Below are 17,000 nucleotides of genomic sequence, written 5' to 3'. Positions count from 1 at the left end.
CTGGAAACTAGTCCTATTACGGTGTTAGTCTCTTGTAAAGATGTTTCCATGCTTGGCACGGTCACCATCGCCAGTTAGACCATGCGGCACAGGAGAACACATGGCCGAGCCGATCTATAAAATCGCTTCAACCCAGGATTGGGCGAACGCGCGCAAATCGGGGGAACTGGCTGGTACGCCGGTCGATATCGCCGACGGGTATATCCATTTTTCCACCGCCGCCCAACTGGCCGAAACGCTGGACAAGCACTATCGCGGCGCTGCCGGGCTGGTGCTCGCAACAATCGACCCCGATCTGATCGGCATCGATCTGGTCTGGGAGCCCTCGCGCGGCGGGCAACTTTTCCCCCATCTTTATGCACCCCTGCCCATGGCGGCCGTCATCGCAGAGCGCGATCTCGCCGCGCGGCCCGATGGCCGGTTCGACCTGCCGGAGATTTCGTGATGGGCTTTGGAGATCTGCTGCGCAACGCAACGATGCAGAAACTGGCTCAGGACATGCTGATGCGCATGGACGCAGAGACCGCGCACAGGGCCACGATCAATGCACTCAAATTCGGCTTGGTACCCGCTGCCGCGCCGTCTCCGGACAGCCTGGCGACCAGGTTCTGCGGCCTGGATTTGCCCAACCCCATCGGCATGGCACCGGGTTTCGACAAGAATGCCGAGGTGTTCGGCCCACTCGCCAAGGCAGGGTTCGGGTTCGTGGAAGTGGGAACGGTCACGCCCCGCCCGCAACAGGGCAATCCAACTCCCAGAGTGTTCCGCATCCCCGAGGTCATGGGGGTGGTCAACCGGTTGGGTTTTAACAATGACGGCCACGAGGCCGCCTTTGAACGGTTAAAAAACCGCGTACCAGGGCAGGTCGTTGGCATCAATATCGGCGCCAACAAGGACAGCACCGATTTCGTCGCCGACTACGTGGCGGGGGTGAAGACCTTCTCGCCATTGGCCGACTACCTTACGGCCAACATCTCCTCGCCCAATACGCCCGGCCTCCGCAATCTTCAGTCTGAAGATGCCCTCAGGCGTCTGTTGGCTGCTTTGGTCGAAACCCGCGCCGCTCAACCCCGGCAGACATCGATCTTGCTCAAGATTGCGCCGGATCTTGAGCAAACTGAAATGGATTCCATCGCCAGAACAGTGCTCGAAAGCGGCATTGACGGGCTGATTGTTTCCAACACGACAATTTCGCGCGATAGCGTGACCGGCTTTCAAAACGCCAGCGAAGCCGGCGGACTTTCGGGAAGACCGCTTTTCAATCTGGCAACGCAGCGCCTCGCCCAGATGCGCTTGCGGCTCGGTCCGGCTTTCCCGATAATCGGGGTTGGTGGCATTCACTCGGCCCAAAGCGCAATTGCCAAACTCGAGGCCGGCGCCAATGTCGTCCAGCTCTATTCGGCTCTGGTCTATGGCGGGCTCGAAATGGTCGAGGAGATTAAGTCCGGGCTCGCGCAAGCCGTCACGGAACGCAGGCTTTCCAATGTATCGGGACTCACTGGTGTGGCGGTCAGGGACTGGGCCGAAGGCAGAATAGCGATCTAGGCGAAAATCTCGTTCTTCCGCCGTTCGATGGCGACTGCATAAATGCCGGCTCGCACGAGCAGCAGCACGTGCAGCGCGATCCACAACCCCCAAAGGCCCAGGATCGGCTGCAGGATAATGGCGGTTGCAAGATAGACAATGAGTGAAACGATCATCCCGTTGCGCATCGTAACGTTGAAGGTCGCGCCGATCATCACCCCGTCATAGACGAAGGCAGGCATCCCGGTGAGCGGGGTCAGGGCTGCCATCACCAGATAGATCCGGGCCATTTCGCGCACTTCGGTGTTGGTGGTCATCAGATCGATGGCCAGCCAACCAAAGCTGAGCAAAAGAGCGCTTAGCGTTCCGGCGATCAGCAGGCCCCAGCCCAGCGTGAATTTGGTCGCGCGCTCGAAAGCCGGACGCCAGCGCGCCCCGACCGCTTTGCCGCACAACTGCTCGGAGGCCGTGGCGATTCCGTCTAAAAAGAATGCCGAGACCGAAAACAGCTGCAGCAGAATTGCGTTGGACGCCAATTCGATCTCGCCCATACGCGCCCCTTGCGCGGCGAAATAGGCAAAGGCGCCCATCAGGGCCGCCGAGCGGATGATAAGATCCCGGCTCAAACCGATCATCCGCTTGATCGCCGCAACGTCGAGCAGGGCCGCAAGGGTCGTATTGGCAAGGACCGACTTGATGCCGCCATAATGGCGTATGGCGATGACCACCCCGGCGACAGCGGCAACGCTTTGCCCGATAACAGTGGCCCAGGCGACGCCGGGAACGCCCCAGCCCAGCCCCAGAACAAACCAGACGCTGAGCACGATATTGATGACGTTGATGAGAATTTGCAGCCACATGCCGATGCGCGCATCGGCCCGACCGTAAAACCATCCCAACAGCACAAAATTGATGAGCACGAATGGCACCGACCACATGCGTATGCCCATATACTCGGCAAACGCCCCCGCTGCATCGGGTGGCGGAGCCAGCGCGGTCGCAAACCCGAGATAGATGGGATAGGAGAGCGCCAGAAGCAGCGCACTTAACAGGGCTGCAGCGACCATGGCTCGGGCCATATGCAACAGCCCGTCGAGCGGATCGCGTGCGCCGACCGCCTGTGCGGTCAGACCGGCCGTTCCAAAACGCAGGAAAAAGGCCAGGGCGAAGACGACGCTGAAGGCTGCAGCACCGAGCGAAAGCCCACCCAGCAGTCCCGCATCGCCCAATTGTCCGATCACGGCGGTATCGATGATGCCTGCCACAGGCTCGGTGATAAACGCCACCGAGGCCGGGACGGCTATGGCCCACACATCGCGATGGCGAACCTCGAAAGGGTGAACCGATTGAATCATCAGGGGAACCGGAAAAGGGAGGAAACCTATCCTAGCCGATTCCGTGCCCCGGCCCTAGCTCTCAAAGTCGCTCTTTTTAAGCAGAACGGGCCGGGTCGGAACCTGACAGACCGGCATGATCTCGATGGAGTTGACGTTCACATGCGCCGGCAAGTTCGCCAGCCACCAGACAGTGTTGGCGATGTCCTCGGGCAGAAGCGGCTCGTTATCGGCATACATTTTTTCGTTGGCCTCGAAATCCCCACCGGTCCGCACGGCGGTAAATTCCGATTTCGCATGGCCCGGTTCCAGCGAGGTGATGCGGATACCGGTGCCCATGGTATCGGTGCGCAAATTCATCGAGAACTGGTGCACGAAGGCCTTGGTCGCGCCATAAACATTGCCGCCGGTATAGGGAAAACGCCCGGCAATCGAGCCGACATTGATGATCGATGAACCGCGGCCCACCTGTTTGACCAGCGGCAGAACTTCCAGCGTCGTGTGCAGCAACCCCACGATATTGGTGTCGATCATGGTCTGCCATTGGTCGGTATCGATATCGGGAACCGCACCCGTGCCCAGCGCCAGCCCGCCATTGTTGAACAGGCACGTGACGGGTTTGAAATTTTCGGGGATGGCCGCGACGGCGTGTCTGATCGAGGTCTTGTCGGTAAGATCCATCTCGATGCCATGAACGACTTCGGGGAATTCGGCTTCGAGCTCGGCCAGCCGCTCACGCCTGCGGCCCGTGGCGATGACCTTCCAGCCGTTCTGTGCAAAAAGCCGCGCGGTGGCCGCGCCGAAGCCGGACGTGGCGCCGGTAATGAAGATGACGGGAGACATGGGCAAGACCTTGAATGGCTCTGGATTGGAAAGGCGGAGCGTGTCGCTCGCGCCATCCTAATTGCCGCAGCCGATCTGCTCAACAGGCCATGAGCTAGCGCCGCCGCCCAGCCGCCATCAACCGCCCGATGAACCACAGGGGCAAAACGATCACCGCACCGGTCAGCATATAGGCAAAACCGTCACGGAAGACTTCGAACCCATTATCGAAGATCGAATTGATGAAGCCCTGGATCGAGCGGAAGATGGCATCGGGGCTGATCCCGAAGATCGACATCAGAAAGCCTACGACCAGGCTCATCAGGATCAGCCTGACAACGACCCGTCCCGGCGTTCCGCCAAGAAACGATTCCAGCCAGCTCGGTCTTTGATTTGTCTCGCGGTTGTCCATAATCTCGGGCATCGGTCCATCGGGTCCATCGATTCTGCTCATGATGCCACATAGGCGCCGATCTTGGCCAATTAAAGAGCTTCCGATATTGTGACCCCACTTTCCCCGATCGTTGCAGACTGGTTTGCCGCCAAGGGGTGGCAGGCGCGCCCGCACCAATTGGCCGTGCTCGAAGCCGAGCGCGCCGGCAATTCGGTGCTGTTGATCGCGCCGACCGGGGCAGGCAAGACACTGGCCGGTTTTCTGCCGTCCCTGGAGGATCTGATCGAAAATCCCATGGAGGGGCTTCACACCCTTTACATCTCGCCGCTCAAGGCGTTGGCCGTCGATGTCGCACGCAACCTGGGCGACCCGGTGCGCGAGATGGGACTGAAGATCAAGGTCGAAACCCGCACGGGCGATACCCCCGCCTCACGCCGCCAGCGCCAGCGTTTCGATCCGCCACACATCCTGATGACGACGCCCGAGCAGTTGGCGCTGCTCTTGAGCCATCCCGACAGCGTCAGGCTGTTCAAAAGCCTGCGGCGCATCGTGCTCGATGAACTGCACGCGCTGGTCACTTCCAAACGCGGCGACCTGCTCAGCCTTGGTGTGGCCCGTCTGGCCAGATTATCACCGGATGTAAAAATCACCGCACTGTCCGCGACTGTAGCCCAGCCCGAAATCCTGCGCGATTGGATTGCCGCACCCGTCGCACCAAATCCGGCGGTGCTGATCAACGCACCCGGTGGTGCCCCGCCGCAGCTTTCGATCCTCGCCAGCGAGGAAAGGCTGCCCTGGGCCGGCCATTCCGCCGCCTATGCGGTGCCCGACCTTTACGCAACGATCAAGCAGCACGGGACCACGCTTCTTTTCGTCAACACCCGGTCTCAGGCCGAAATGCTGTTCCAGAACCTGTGGGCCATCAATGACGAGGCTTTGCCCATCGCGCTCCATCACGGTTCACTCTCGGTCGAGCAGCGCCGCAAGGTCGAAAGCGCCATGGTCTCGGGCATGCTGCGCGCCGTGGTCTGTACCTCCACCCTCGATCTGGGCATTGACTGGGGTGATGTCGATCTGGTCGTGCAGGTCGGCGCACCAAAGGGCGCCTCACGCATGCTCCAGAGAATCGGGCGCGCCAACCATCGGCTCGACGAGCCCTCCAAGGCCATGTTCGTTCCCGCCAACCGCCTCGAGGTGCTCGAATGCGAGGCAGCGCTTGAGGCGGTGGCCGAGGGCGCCCAGGACAGCGAAACGCCTCTCCCCGGTGGGTTGGATGTTCTCGCCCAGCATATTCTGGGCCTGGCGTGTGCCGATCCGCTCGATGAGGACCAGACCTTCGCCGAGATCACCTCGGCATGGCCCTACAAGGATCTGACGCGTGAAAAATTCCATCGGGTGCTCGATTTCGTCTCGACAGGCGGATACGCGCTCAGGGCCTATGAGCGTTTTGCGAAACTCCGCAAAACCGCCGACGGTCTCTGGCGCATCGCCAACCCGCAAATCGCTCAGCAATATCGGCTCAACGTGGGCACCATCGTTGAAGAACCCATGCTCAAGGTGCGGCTGGTCCGGGCGCGCGGCGTGCGCAAGGGCGCAACCACCGGTCCGATCGGCCGCGGAGGCAGGGTGCTGGGCGAGATCGAGGAATATTTCATAGACCAGTTGGTGCGTGGCGATACCTTCATGTTCGGCGGCGAGATCATCGCGTTTGAAGGTGTGGTGGAAACCGAAGCCTATGTATCGCGCTCGTTTTCCGATAACCCCAAGATCCCCTCCTACATGGGCGGGCGCTTCCCCCTGTCGACGTTTCTTGCCGACAAGGTGCGCAAGATCCTCGCCGATCCCGAAGGCTGGCGCGTCTTGCCCGATCAGGTGCGCGAATGGCTCGACCTGCAGAACTACGCTTCGGTGCTGCCCGACAGTGACAGCCTGCTGGTCGAAACATTCCCCCGTGCCGACAAGCACTACATGGTCTGCTACCCCTTCGAGGGACGTTTGGCCCACCAGACCTTGGGGATGCTGCTGACCCGTCGGCTCGAGCGGGCTCGCGCCCAACCTCTGGGCTTCGTTGCCTCCGATTACGCCATCGCCATCTGGTGCGCCTCGGACCTTGGGGCATTGATTGCGTCGGATCGGCTCTCTCTCGATCAACTGTTCGACGAGGACATGCTGGGAGACGATCTGGAAGCCTGGCTCGATGAATCCGCGCTCATGAAGCGCACCTTCCGAAATTGCGCCATCATTTCCGGGCTTATCGAGCGTCGGCATCCAGGTAAAGAAAAGTCGGGGCGACAGATCACGGTGAGTTCGGACATCATCTATGACGTGCTCTATCAGCACGAGCCCGATCATATTCTGATCGAAGCCACTCGGCGCGATGCGGCGCGGGGGCTGCTCGATATCGAACGGCTCGGGCTCGCCTTAAAGCGCATCCGCCGCCATATCCGGCACAAGCGACTGGACCGAATCTCGCCTCTTGCGGTACCTGTATTGCTCGACATCGGCAAGGAACCGATCTTCGGCGAAGCGCGCGAAGCGGTTCTGCGCGAGGCCGCCGAGGATCTGATCGCAGAGGCGATCGGCACGGATATTCCGACGCACCGGGGATAACAATTGGCTCAGGCTCAGCCCGCTGGCAGCATCGAGACACACGGGATGATCCGGTTTGCGGGCGAAAGCTTTGCTCCGCTGCCCTCGGGTGCGCTGTATTGGCCGGATGCCCAAGCCCTGCTCGTCGCCGATCTTCACCTCGAAAAACTCTCGAGCTACGCGCGCTCGGGGCAGTTGCTCCCGCCCTATGATACCGCGATGACCCTCAAGCGGCTCGAACGCGATATTGTGGTCACAGGCGCAAAGCGCGTCTTTGCCCTGGGAGACAGCTTCCACCGGGACGAAGGCACCACGACGCTGCTGCTCGCCGACCGCGAGCGGCTGGGCCGGCTGGTCGATAAACTCGATTGGGTCTGGATCGCGGGCAATCATGACCCGGCGCCGCACGCGCTCGGAGGATCCTGCTGCGTGGAACTCGCCGTTTCGGGCTGCTCACTGCGTCACGAGCCTCGATCTGGCATTTCCGGATTGATCGCCGGCCATCTTCATCCGGCTGCCAGGGTCGCCATGAACGGAAGGTCCTCGCGGCGACCCTGCTTTGTCTGGGATGGGGATTTGATGATCCTTCCGGCCTATGGAGCCTCCACGGGCAGCCTCAATGTTCTCTCACCGGCTTTTGCCGGGCTGCTCGACCGGTCGAAAATGCAGGTGATGATGCTCGGGCGCGACCGGGTCTACCCGGTCAGTCATCAGCGCCTGGTTTCCGGTTAAAGCGTGTCCGGCAAAAGTGGAAACGGATTTCCGGTTCAGACACGCGACAAAACAAGGGCTTAGAGCCAAGGATTTGATTCAATCAAATCCTGAACGGCTCTAGCCTCAGCGCCTGAACAGCACGCCACCCAGCCATCCCGTAACCAGCGCCAGAACCACGGTTGCCAGCCCGTAGAGCAACGGTTGGTTGGTGGCCGTATCGCCCACAAAACGCTCGAAACCCGACTTCTGAACAAAAAAGCGCTGCGCGCGCTCGGCAACCACTTCGCCATTCTGCACCACAAGGGCCTGGGCGAGAAAGATACCGTTGGGAACGTTGGCGGGCAAAACAACCCGGGTGGAAAAGAAGGTTGGAGACAGAAAGCTCACCCCGCGCCCATCGGTCCTGAACAGATTGGCATTGCCCATCAGCCGCACCAGTTCATTCTCGAAAAGGGCGACATTGCCCGTCGTTTCCTGCAGGGCAGATGCGATCTGGGCTTCGACCGTCAGGCTGCGCTGGGCGATGACCTCGGGATCGAGAATGTCTTCGAGCGGGCGGCTCGATAGCACGCGATAAAACGAGGGTAGGCCGGAAAACATTGCATAGTCGGCGTTGAGCATGATGCCAAACTGACGGGACTTGCGCCGGACCACACGCTCCTCAACGGGCCCGCGAATGATGAAGATCACATCGAACGTGCCCTGGGGCGGCGTACCATCCAGGCTCGGCTCGATATTGCCGAACAGGGTTATGGTTTCGCCCGCAAAATTGGAGTGGATCGATATTGTCGGGTCCGACGTTGCAAATACAAGCCCCTGAGCGCGGGCACCTGTGCTCCCGGCCACCAGAATGAGCAGCGCCAAAAAGACGCGCACGGCCGTCACAGCCCTTCTCCAAATCCGAGAACCGATGTCGAGAACGGGTCGGCCGGTGCGAGAAGAAGGGACAACGCAAATCGGATAGCGACCCCGAGCACGATGAGCGCGAGCAGAAATCGCAACTGGTCACCGCGAAGATACTGGCCGGCCGAAGCGCCGAACTGGGCGCCCGCCACACTGCCGACCATCAGCGAAAACGCCAGCAGAATATCAACGCTCTGGCTCTGATAGGCATGCAGGATGCATGTCGCGGCCATGACCGCCAGCACATGCAGGAGCGAGGTACCGATTACCACCGAGCCGGGAATGCGCAGCAGATAGACCAGCGCGGGCACGAGGATAAAGCCACCGCCTATCCCAAGCAGGGAGCCCACGATACCGATCAGAAATCCGATGCCGATAACCGGGATGACCGAAATGTAAAGTTTGGAGCGCTTGAACCGGAAGCGCAGCGGCAGGCCATGGGCCCAATTGTGTTGTCCCGGCATGCGGCGCGGCGGCGGTCCGGTCCGACGCGAGCGAATCAGGGACCGAACGGCTTCGATCAGCATCAGTGAGCCGATCGAGCCAAGAAAGACCAGATACCCAAAGGAAATGGCCAGATCGAGCTGGCCGAACGAGCGCAGCAGATCGAAGATCCACACCCCGACGCCCGCGCCGAAAACGCCTCCGGTGACCAGAAACAGGGCCAACGTAAGATCGATGCCGCCGCGCCGCCAGTAGGACAGTGCACCCGAGGTCGAGGCCGCCACCACCTGCCCGGTCACTGAAGCGACGGCAACGGGTGCGGGAACGCCCGAAAAGATCAGCAAAGGCGTCAGCAGGAAACCGCCGCCGACACCGAACAGGCCGGACAAAAAACCTATGGCGCCCCCGATCCCCACAAGGAAAAACAGGTTCACCGACATTTCCGCGATGGGCAAATAGATCAGCACGGCCGGGGCCCAATCATAGGCAGGTGTCACAGGGCGCCGATACAGGCATCCCGTGGCGATAGTGTAACGACGCGGGCCTAAATAAAAGCTTAGACCGGCTGACTGCCCAGAACGGCCAGCAGCCGTGGATTGATGGCGCCGCTTTCGTTCATGCCAGCAGCCCGTTCGAAGGCCGCAACGGCTTCGCTCGTCTTGGGACCGGGGATCCCGTCGGGCGTGCCCACATCATAACCGAGTTTACCCAAAAGCATCTGCACGCGCAGGATCACGTCACCGTTTGTAATGGCCGGACCAGGGTCGAAGGCCTCGTCCCACGTGCCAATAGGGGCAAAATTGGCGGCAATGTCGATATCGACCGGAGCCCAGGCCGCGATTGTATCGTCGAGCCGCTGAATGGCATCGGATTCGAGCGAACGGGCCACATCATCGCGCGAGTTGGCAGCATCCTCGTCGCCCGAACGGGCCGCGAGTGAAAACCAGATATAGGATTGCTCGAAATCCTGCTCCACGCCAAGGCCGCGGGCGTAAAGCATGCCCAGATTGAACTGGCTGTCGGTCAGCCCGCGCCCGGCAGCTTCCTCGAACCAATGCGCCGCTGCGGCGAAATCCTGGTCTTCGAGTTCACCGCCAGCATAAAGCGAAGCAAGATTGTGCATGGACATGCGGTTTCCCGCTTCCGCGGCGCGCTGGTACCAGAGCCGGGCCATGTCGAGATCACGCTCCACACCGCGCCCGCCTTCATAAAGACTGCCGAGCCTGTATTGGGCCGGCGCGAACCCTTGGGTCGCGGAGCGTTCGTACCAGGCAGCCGCCTGGCCGAAATCCTGCTCGACCACCGTCCCCTCGGTCAGAATGGCGCCCACCTCGAACTGGGCGAAGCGATCGCCCTCATCGGCGGCTGCGCGCAGTGCAGCCGGTTCAATGGATGCTGGCGCGGTGATCGGAGGCAGATCCGCGCTGCCGGAATCGGCAGCGTAACCGTTCGCAGGTCCGACAGCGGCGGTGGTTACCGGGTCAATTGTTGGCAGCGCCGTCAATGCGTCCGTATCTACACTGGCAGCGCTGAGCGTGGGTTGCTGCTCGATGACTCGGACATCTGACATGAGTTCATTTGCCGGTGTCGTCTCGGTTTCGGCATCTGCTTGCGTCTCCGCCATTACACGCATCATGGCAAGGTCGGGCTCGGCCGTGGTGGTGTCGGCCTGGGTCGCGCTCACCTCAGCAGCGGGCTCGTCATCCTCGGCTGTTTCCGCCGGCGTCACGACTTGAGCATCGTCTGCACTCGGTGCGGTCTGTTGTGATGGTGCGATGCGGCCCACGACCAGCGGTACAGCCAGGGCGATGACGGCAACCAGCGCCGTACCAAGCAAGAGGGAGCGCCGGTTCCGGGCAAAAAAGCCCGGGGCCATGGTCTCGGCATCGTCGGCTTCATCGTCCTCGCGCCGTGTAGCAACGGCAGGCTCGGGCTCAGCGTCCACGCGAGGATCATGAGTTGGGTGGGGCGCGTCAGTGTTGGCCTCATCGCGCTGGAACCTGGCCAGCGCCCGTCCTATCAGCGATTTTGGTTCGTCACCCTGGTCAAGCGCCGGTTGGCGGGCCGAGCGGCGTGCGGCTTCGATGAAGTTGGCACGGGTGGCATCGGAGACACTGGGCTGAGGCGCGGACGGGGTCGGCTCAAACGGGCCCTCGCTTTCGGTAAGGCTCGATTTCGGCTTGGCCGGCCGGTCGATAACAGCAGGATCGACCGCAAAGTTTGGTTCGGGCTCGACGACATCTTCGATGTCTGCCGGTTCGTCATCTGTTTCGACAACGGCCTGACCAAGAACGCTGCGCGCTGCACCTGTGGCCGGATCGACCGGCATGGCATCTTCGGGCTTGCGGCGGGGCTGTGACCGAGCCGTGGCCACAGGCTCGGCGGGTGTCGGTTCATCCGAAAGGCGCTCGGCCGGCTTGTTGTTGAGCATGGCTTCGAGCCGGGCAATCCGGTTGTCGACCTGCGCGATTGAATTGCGCACGCCCGACAGATTGCGTGCTTCTGTGCCGTTCTCTTCTGCCCGCGCAAAAAGTGAAGCAAGCCGATCTTCGAGCGCGGCAAGGTCGGCCTTCTCGATGCCATCGGCTTCGGCCGGGCCGGACAACCCCTGTGTCCGGCTCGCAATCATCTCGGCCAGAGCCTCAAGATCGGGACCGGGCGCAGCACCGGCGGGCTCCAACTCGGCAAGAGCCTTGAGCTGAGCACCGGTTTCATCAACCCGCCTGGCGATCTGGCGCAACTGGGCTTCGATGGCATCGACCGCCGGCGTTTCGTCCGGCTTTGCCATCGTTTCCAGGCGCTGTTCGAGCTGGACAAAGCGCGGTTCGATAGTCTGGGCAATGACGTCGCGCAGTACCGAAACGCTTTCGGCCAGCATTGCTGCTTCGTCGCGCGATGGCGCTTCGATGGTCGAGATGCGCGCGCTCAGGGCGTCGATCTTTTCCAGAAGGCTGGTCGGTTCTGCAGGCTTGCTGACAGCCTCCGTCAGTGCTGCCATATCCCGGCTCAACCGCTCGATATCGGCTGATGGCTGCGACTGGCTGGCTTCGAGGGTGTCGATGCGGTCATAGATGGACCGAACGCTCTGCTCGATTGTTGCCATGGCCTGCACCTGGCGATCGTCGGCCAGTGCGGCCTGCTGGGCGTCGCGTTCGCTGGTCTGGAGCTGATGGCTGACGAGCTTTTCGATCGTGGCCGTGAGGTCTTCGATCCGCCTTGAGGTAACATTCTCTTCCGACTGGCGATCCGAGACGAGCATTTCGGCAAGGTTGCCGATCTGCGCTTCAATCCGTTTGATCTGGCCGGTCTCTCCCACGGCGCCCGCCAGCAATTCTATGACCTGGCTCAACTGGTCGATCTGCGCGGCGATGTCCGACTTCTCGCCCAGCGATTCCAGTCGCTGGCCGATCCGGTCTTCAAATCCGGCAATTTTTTCCCCGATGGCATCGAGCGACTTTGCAAAATCGGAAAGTTCGGACTGCGGGGTGGGTGCCGGAACGATGGGGGCTGCGGTCTGGGGTGCAGATGGAGCGCTGCCGGTCTGGCGCGCCCGAATCTGATTGATTGCGTCAACAACGCTTTCGCGCATCACCGGACGGTCTTCCGACGAGCGGTCGGCAAGCCGGGTCACGGCATGGCGCACGCTCCGCAGGGCCTCGGAATGGCGATCGGGCTGGTGCGGTGCCGGATGGGGCGGCGTGGTTGCAGGATGCTCCCCCGTCGCCTGACTGGTCGCCACCTGATCTTCGACCTGATCGAGCAGGGCCACGAGTTCGTTTCGCAGGCTTTCCCATTCGGCCCCGTTGGACCGGCGAAGGGCGGTTTGCGGCTCATCCCAGTCGTGATGTGGATTCGTTCGCGCCATATTGCTTTCCGACAGGCTCCCGACGGTGCGTCAACCGCACCGCTTCCGGCGATGGAATCGCCTAGCCTGACTTTCGACAGTTTATGGTAAATATCGCGTTAACCCCGTTTGCATTCCGCATTGATCCATCTGCCAATTGTGCGCATGGATTGCGCCCGGTCGCCGTTCGTGGTGATGTTCGGGAGATCGCCAAGCCGATCAGCGACAAGGTAGAAATAAGACAGAAAAATGAACGGACCAACCCGCAAGGACCGCGCAACGCGCCAGAGCGAGGGGCCGGCAATCTATACGATTGCCGAACTTGCCGACGCGTTTTCGATAACGCATCGGACCCTGCGCTTTTATGAAGACAAGGGCATGCTCCGACCCCGCCGGGTGGGCAATAAGCGCCTCTACACAAACCGCGACCGCCTGCGTCTGCGTATCATTCTCGATGGCAAGCAGGTTGGACTGACGCTGCGCGAAATCCAGGAATATCTCGACACCTACGATCTGCGCGACGGCTCGTACGACCATCTGCGCCGGGCGCTCGACAAGGTGCACCACCAACGCCATCTTCTCCAGCAACGGCGTTCGGCCATTGAGAAGTCCCTGGCCGAACTGGCCCGGGTGGAACAGATCATCGAAGGCATGCTGGCCGAACCCCAGGACCCGGACGGGCGGGGCGATATCATATAACCGCGCTGAGTTGAGGGTCGAATCAGGCCGCCGGCATGGCCGATGATGTGGGCAGTTGTGGTCGGGAAAGAGCGCTACCGGCTCGTCTTGCGGCGCTCAATCGGCCCAAATGACCACAAACGCTTGATTCACGACACGATCTTCGCATTATCTCCATTGTGTTTACTCTTGGGGTCTAAAAGTCTCAAGAACCGTTCCTGCCCCGGCGAGGTCCCGCGCCCCAATGAGCCACCGTATCATCATCGTTGACGATCATCCTCTCTTCCGCGCCGCGCTGCGCCAGACGCTTGAAGGCCGGGACAGCGACATGGTGTTCGAGGAGGCCGGCGATATCGAAGGGTTGAGTGCGGCGCTTGAAGCCAACCGCGACTGTGATCTCGTCTTGCTCGACCTCAACATGCCCGGTGTACGCGGCTTCTCGGGCCTGCTTCTTTTGCGGGCACAATTCCCCGAAGTCCCGGTGATGATCGTCTCGGCTGTCGAGGACACCTCGGTCATTCGGCGGTGCTTTGATCTGGGCGCATCGGGGTTTTTGTCCAAATCCGAATCCGCGGCTCGCATCCGCGAGTCGATCGACACCATACTGGCGGGTGGGCTGTGGGTGCCTGAGGGCGTCTCGCTCGATGGACAGGACGAGCAGACCGAAGTGCTCGCCCGGCTTGCAACGCTCACCCCGCAACAGATTCGCGTACTGATGATGCTTTCCGACGGGTTGATGAACAAGCAGATCGCCTATGAGCTGTCCATATCGGAAGCCACGGTCAAGGCGCACGTCTCGGCAATCCTGCAAAAACTCAGCGTCGACAGCCGCACCCAGGCGGTGATCGCCGCCGCCAAGATCGAGCAGGGCCAGTTTGCCCAGCTCGTTGAGGATCAACAGGCCTAATCATTACTGCGGCAATGCCTCGGGAGCGTATTGTGCAGCGAACTCGGCGCTGGGCGGAATGGGTTTTATCACATCGACCAGAACTCCGTTGGGATCGGTGACGATGAAATGGCGCTGGCCGAAATCTTCGTTGCGGATATCGAGAACAATGCTCACGCCTGCCGCTTTCAGCCGGTCATATTGAGCATCGACATCTTCGACTTCAAAACTGAGCAAGACACCACCGGTCTGGCCGCGATGCCCTTGCGGAATCGTATGGTGTGATTTGTCCAGCACCGCAAAGTTGATTGCCGGGTCGGCACTCGATTGCAGGTGGACGTACCAGTCGCTGTCAAACAGCACTCGGAACCCAAAATTTTCGACGTAAAACGCTGCCGACGAGGTCACATTGTCGGTCATGACGACCGGATAAAAGCTGGTGGGGTGCATGGGACTTTCCTTCTATCGAAAAGAAACATACTGTCTGTATGTAAGTTTGAAATAACATACAGGCTGCATGTATGCAAAGAGAATCTGCAAAACGGAGCAACAAGGAACGATCGGATGCAACCCGCGCCGCGCTGATCACGGCTGGGCGCCAATTGTTTACCGAGCGGCCATATGGCGAAATCGGGACCCCTGAGATCGTCCGCAAAGCCGGCGTGACCAGAGGCGCGCTCTACCACCATTTCTCCGACAAGCAGACCTTGTTTGCCGCCGTTGTTGACGCCGAAGCCGCAGCGGTAGCCTTTGAGATCGAACAGTCCTCTCCGCAGGGAACCGATCCGAACAATGCGTTACTGGCTGGTGGACGCGCCTATCTCGACGCTATGGCGGTTCCCGGGCGCACCCGACTGCTGCTGCTTGATGCGCCGGCCGTTCTCGGTCATGCCGAAGCGGAGGCCATTGATATGTGTCACAGCGCGCGCACCCTTCAGGAGGGATTGGACATGGCCATCGAGGCAGGAACGATGCCACCGCTGCCCCTCGGCCCGCTGACCCAGATCATATCGTCGGCGTTCGACAGGGCCGCCTTGGCCATTGCGGCCGGGGGAAACCGAGCCGAATGGGAAACTGTTCTCAAAGCGCTTTTGGCCGGGCTTGCCCGTCGTGCTTAAAGCTGTTTGCTCATCTGGCTGAGCAGGGCGCGCAGGGCGGCGGGTTTGACCGGCTTGTTAAGGACCGGCGTGCCACGCGTTTCAGCCAATTGCCGAACCGCCGGTGTCTGGTCCGCGGTTACCAGCACCGTGGGCAGGTGCCCACCGACGATCTGCTTGAGCCACTCGATTGCATCGAGCCCGGAGGTCTGGTCGAGATGGTAGTCCATGAGCACCAGATCGGGCACCCAGCCCTCCAGCATCCCCAATTGTGCAATTTCCTTCAGCGATGTCGCTATGCGTACATCGCACCCCCAATTTTCCAGCAAGCCCGACATCGCGTCGAGGATCGAACGCTCATTGTCGACGCACAGGACATGCAGTCCTTCAAGCTGGCTGCTTTCCCGTACGAGCGGCGCATCGACCGGATCGGGCGCACGCGGCGCCATCGCGATGAGCGGGACGCTGATGGAAAACCGTGAACCCTTGCCCACTGTGCTGTCGATCTCCATCGGATGGTCGAGCGCGGCAACAATGCGCTGCACAATGGACAGACCCAGCCCCAGGCCGGGCGCGATGCGGGCGCCTTGCTCGAGCCGCGAGAATTCGGTGAAGATCATCTGATGCTGATGACGGTCAATTCCGATGCCGGTGTCGATGACATCCAGACGCACGCTGTCGCCACGCCGGCGGCACCCTACCAGCACGCTCCCGCCAGGGCGGGTGTATTTGATGGCGTTCGACACCAGGTTCTGGATAACCCGGGCCAGCAGCATACGGTCCGAACGCACGGTGAATGATGCGCCAACGACCCGCAGATTGATGTTTTTCTCAGCGGCCAGGGGCTGAAACTCGATCTCGATCTTTTTCAGAAGATCGAGAATATCGATGTTGGTGCGCGTGACCTTTAGCGCTCCCGAATCCATGCGCGAGATGTCGAGTAGGGTCGACATGATGTCCTCGACTGCATTGAGCGAGGCATCGATCGATGACGCCAGTTCGGCCGTGGGCGTACCGCGCGTACGCTCGAACAGCGTCGAGGTATAGAGTCGCGCCGCATTGAGCGGTTGCAGGAGATCATGGCTCGCTGCTGCCAGAAACCGTGTTTTCTCGTGATTGGCGGCATCGGCCTTGGCGCGGGCCTTTTCCAGTTCCGCATTGAGAAGGGTCAGGGCGCGGGTCCGATCGTTGACCCGTTCTTCCAGCGTGTGATTGACCTGCTCGAGCGCTGCCTCGGCGCGCGCCCGGTCCGTCACATCCGAAAAAGAAATAAGCAGCCCGCCATCGGGCAGGAGCGCCGTGTGGATTTCGAGCTGGTGGCCCGAAATGTTGGTTCGCTGTGTCAGGGTCGTGGGTTCGGCGGTTATGAGCCGCCGCCGCTGATCGGCGACCACCTGCGGCGTTCCAGGGCCAAGATCGCCCCTCCGCGCCATAAACAGCAATATGTCGTCGAGTGGCGTGCCGGCAAGCACCAGCGACTGCGGCAGCCCCATGCCGACACGATACCGGGTGTTTGCGGTGGCCAGCAGCAGCTCGGAGTCGAATATGGCAAGGCCATAGGGAAGGTGGTCGACAGCACCGGTCAAACCGGCCTCGAATGCAAGCTGTTCTGGAACTGCGCTATCGGACATGCGGTGCTCCTAACCCCGCCCACCAGTGCTGTCGTGGCCCTCCGGGAGCGGAAATGTCAAGTCATCCCAATGGACAGGGGCCGTGAATCGGGGCTAGCTTCCGGAGGCCGCGCGGGAGCGGAAGCAAAGACAGGAGGCAT

At 61.1% G+C, this 17,000-nt stretch carries 15 protein-coding genes; 7 read left to right on the top strand and 8 right to left on the bottom strand.

Annotation, left to right across the window (positions count from 1 at the left end; genetic code table 11):
• The first annotated feature begins 100 nt into the window (after positions 1-100).
• Both V6617_RS14560 and V6617_RS14555 read left to right on the top strand, forming a co-directional pair.
• Positions 101-445 (top strand): DUF952 domain-containing protein, encoded by a 345-nt coding sequence (locus V6617_RS14560; protein WP_338607681.1) that lies wholly within the window; start codon positions 101-103, stop codon positions 443-445.
• A complete protein-coding gene (locus V6617_RS14555) occupies positions 445-1,545 on the top strand; it encodes a quinone-dependent dihydroorotate dehydrogenase (protein WP_338607680.1) in 1,101 nt (366 codons plus the stop codon). The genes V6617_RS14560 and V6617_RS14555 overlap by 1 nt, the downstream gene beginning before the upstream one ends.
• Here V6617_RS14555 and V6617_RS14550 read toward each other — a convergent pair.
• The 3 genes from V6617_RS14550 to V6617_RS14540 form a co-directional block, all read right to left on the bottom strand.
• On the bottom strand, positions 1,542-2,879 hold the full coding sequence (locus V6617_RS14550; protein ID WP_338607679.1) for an MATE family efflux transporter: 1,338 nt from the start codon (positions 2,877-2,879) through the stop codon (positions 1,542-1,544). The two genes, V6617_RS14555 and V6617_RS14550, sit on opposite strands and share 4 nt — an antisense overlap.
• A gap of 54 nt (positions 2,880-2,933) precedes the next feature.
• Positions 2,934-3,701, bottom strand: a complete 768-nt coding sequence (locus V6617_RS14545; RefSeq protein ID WP_338607678.1) for an SDR family NAD(P)-dependent oxidoreductase — start codon at positions 3,699-3,701, stop codon at positions 2,934-2,936.
• Positions 3,702-3,795: 94 nt separating this feature from the next.
• On the bottom strand, positions 3,796-4,134 hold the full coding sequence (locus V6617_RS14540; RefSeq protein ID WP_338607677.1) for a DUF6460 domain-containing protein: 339 nt from the start codon (positions 4,132-4,134) through the stop codon (positions 3,796-3,798).
• A 48-nt stretch (positions 4,135-4,182) separates the two neighbouring features.
• Between V6617_RS14540 and V6617_RS14535 the strand changes: the two genes are divergently transcribed.
• A complete protein-coding gene (locus V6617_RS14535; protein WP_338607676.1) occupies positions 4,183-6,684 on the top strand; it encodes a ligase-associated DNA damage response DEXH box helicase in 2,502 nt (833 codons plus the stop codon).
• Positions 6,685-6,687: 3 nt separating this feature from the next.
• A complete protein-coding gene (pdeM, locus tag V6617_RS14530) occupies positions 6,688-7,395 on the top strand; it encodes a ligase-associated DNA damage response endonuclease PdeM (RefSeq protein WP_338607675.1) in 708 nt (235 codons plus the stop codon).
• A gap of 105 nt (positions 7,396-7,500) precedes the next feature.
• Here pdeM and V6617_RS14525 read toward each other — a convergent pair whose 3' ends face one another.
• The 3 genes from V6617_RS14525 to V6617_RS14515 all read right to left on the bottom strand — a co-directional run bounded on the left by V6617_RS14525 (position 7,501) and on the right by V6617_RS14515 (position 12,589).
• The gene (locus V6617_RS14525) at positions 7,501-8,262 is read right to left on the bottom strand and encodes a TIGR02186 family protein (RefSeq protein WP_338607674.1); all 762 of its coding nucleotides are present in this window, start codon (positions 8,260-8,262) and stop codon (positions 7,501-7,503) included.
• A complete protein-coding gene (locus V6617_RS14520) occupies positions 8,259-9,191 on the bottom strand; it encodes a sulfite exporter TauE/SafE family protein (protein WP_338607673.1) in 933 nt (310 codons plus the stop codon). Before V6617_RS14520 ends, V6617_RS14525 begins: the two co-directional genes overlap by 4 nt.
• A gap of 89 nt (positions 9,192-9,280) precedes the next feature.
• Positions 9,281-12,589: a peptidoglycan-binding protein gene (locus V6617_RS14515; protein WP_338607672.1), complete on the bottom strand. Its 3,309-nt coding sequence runs from the start codon at positions 12,587-12,589 to the stop codon at positions 9,281-9,283.
• 228 nt (positions 12,590-12,817) lie between these two features.
• Between V6617_RS14515 and V6617_RS14510 the strand changes: the two genes are divergently transcribed.
• Both V6617_RS14510 and V6617_RS14505 read left to right on the top strand, forming a co-directional pair.
• Positions 12,818-13,267 (top strand): MerR family DNA-binding transcriptional regulator, encoded by a 450-nt coding sequence (locus V6617_RS14510; RefSeq protein ID WP_338607671.1) that lies wholly within the window; start codon positions 12,818-12,820, stop codon positions 13,265-13,267.
• A gap of 223 nt (positions 13,268-13,490) precedes the next feature.
• On the top strand, positions 13,491-14,153 hold the full coding sequence (locus V6617_RS14505) for a response regulator transcription factor (protein ID WP_338607670.1): 663 nt from the start codon (positions 13,491-13,493) through the stop codon (positions 14,151-14,153).
• Positions 14,154-14,156: 3 nt separating this feature from the next.
• Here the strand turns inward: V6617_RS14505 and V6617_RS14500 are convergent, their stop codons facing one another.
• Positions 14,157-14,582, bottom strand: coding sequence for a VOC family protein (locus V6617_RS14500; RefSeq protein ID WP_338607669.1), 426 nt, complete (start codon positions 14,580-14,582; stop codon positions 14,157-14,159).
• A gap of 71 nt (positions 14,583-14,653) precedes the next feature.
• On the opposite strand from V6617_RS14500, the gene V6617_RS14495 reads away from it, so the two are divergent.
• Positions 14,654-15,250 carry a TetR/AcrR family transcriptional regulator gene (locus V6617_RS14495; RefSeq protein WP_338607668.1) on the top strand — a complete coding sequence of 199 codons (597 nt, stop codon included), beginning with the start codon at positions 14,654-14,656 and terminating at the stop codon, positions 15,248-15,250.
• Here V6617_RS14495 and V6617_RS14490 read toward each other — a convergent pair.
• A complete protein-coding gene (locus V6617_RS14490) occupies positions 15,247-16,860 on the bottom strand; it encodes a hybrid sensor histidine kinase/response regulator (RefSeq protein WP_338607667.1) in 1,614 nt (537 codons plus the stop codon). The genes V6617_RS14495 and V6617_RS14490 overlap by 4 nt on opposite strands.
• Between the last annotated feature and the right edge of the window lie 140 nt (positions 16,861-17,000).

Source organism: Pelagibacterium nitratireducens (assembly GCF_037044555.1).
Lineage (GTDB): Bacteria > Pseudomonadota > Alphaproteobacteria > Rhizobiales > Devosiaceae > Pelagibacterium > Pelagibacterium nitratireducens.
The sequence above is the reverse complement of the archived record's forward strand: the minus strand, read 5'-3'. Positions and strand labels throughout refer to the sequence as shown.

What these genes read in the sequence shown, in the direction of transcription:
- V6617_RS14560 (WP_338607681.1), top strand. Translation starts at nt 101, where the DNA reads ATGGCCGAGCCGATCTATAAAATCGCTTCAACCCAGGATTGGGCGAAC.
- V6617_RS14555 (WP_338607680.1), top strand. Translation starts at nt 445, where the DNA reads ATGGGCTTTGGAGATCTGCTGCGCAACGCAACGATGCAGAAACTGGCT.
- V6617_RS14550 (WP_338607679.1), bottom strand. Translation starts at nt 2,879, where the DNA reads ATGATTCAATCGGTTCACCCTTTCGAGGTTCGCCATCGCGATGTGTGG.
- V6617_RS14545 (WP_338607678.1), bottom strand. Translation starts at nt 3,701, where the DNA reads ATGTCTCCCGTCATCTTCATTACCGGCGCCACGTCCGGCTTCGGCGCG.
- V6617_RS14540 (WP_338607677.1), bottom strand. Translation starts at nt 4,134, where the DNA reads ATGAGCAGAATCGATGGACCCGATGGACCGATGCCCGAGATTATGGAC.
- V6617_RS14515 (WP_338607672.1), bottom strand. Translation starts at nt 12,589, where the DNA reads ATGGCGCGAACGAATCCACATCACGACTGGGATGAGCCGCAAACCGCC.
- V6617_RS14510 (WP_338607671.1), top strand. Translation starts at nt 12,818, where the DNA reads ATGAACGGACCAACCCGCAAGGACCGCGCAACGCGCCAGAGCGAGGGG.
- V6617_RS14505 (WP_338607670.1), top strand. Translation starts at nt 13,491, where the DNA reads ATGAGCCACCGTATCATCATCGTTGACGATCATCCTCTCTTCCGCGCC.
- V6617_RS14500 (WP_338607669.1), bottom strand. Translation starts at nt 14,582, where the DNA reads ATGCACCCCACCAGCTTTTATCCGGTCGTCATGACCGACAATGTGACC.
- V6617_RS14495 (WP_338607668.1), top strand. Translation starts at nt 14,654, where the DNA reads ATGCAAAGAGAATCTGCAAAACGGAGCAACAAGGAACGATCGGATGCA.
- V6617_RS14490 (WP_338607667.1), bottom strand. Translation starts at nt 16,860, where the DNA reads ATGTCCGATAGCGCAGTTCCAGAACAGCTTGCATTCGAGGCCGGTTTG.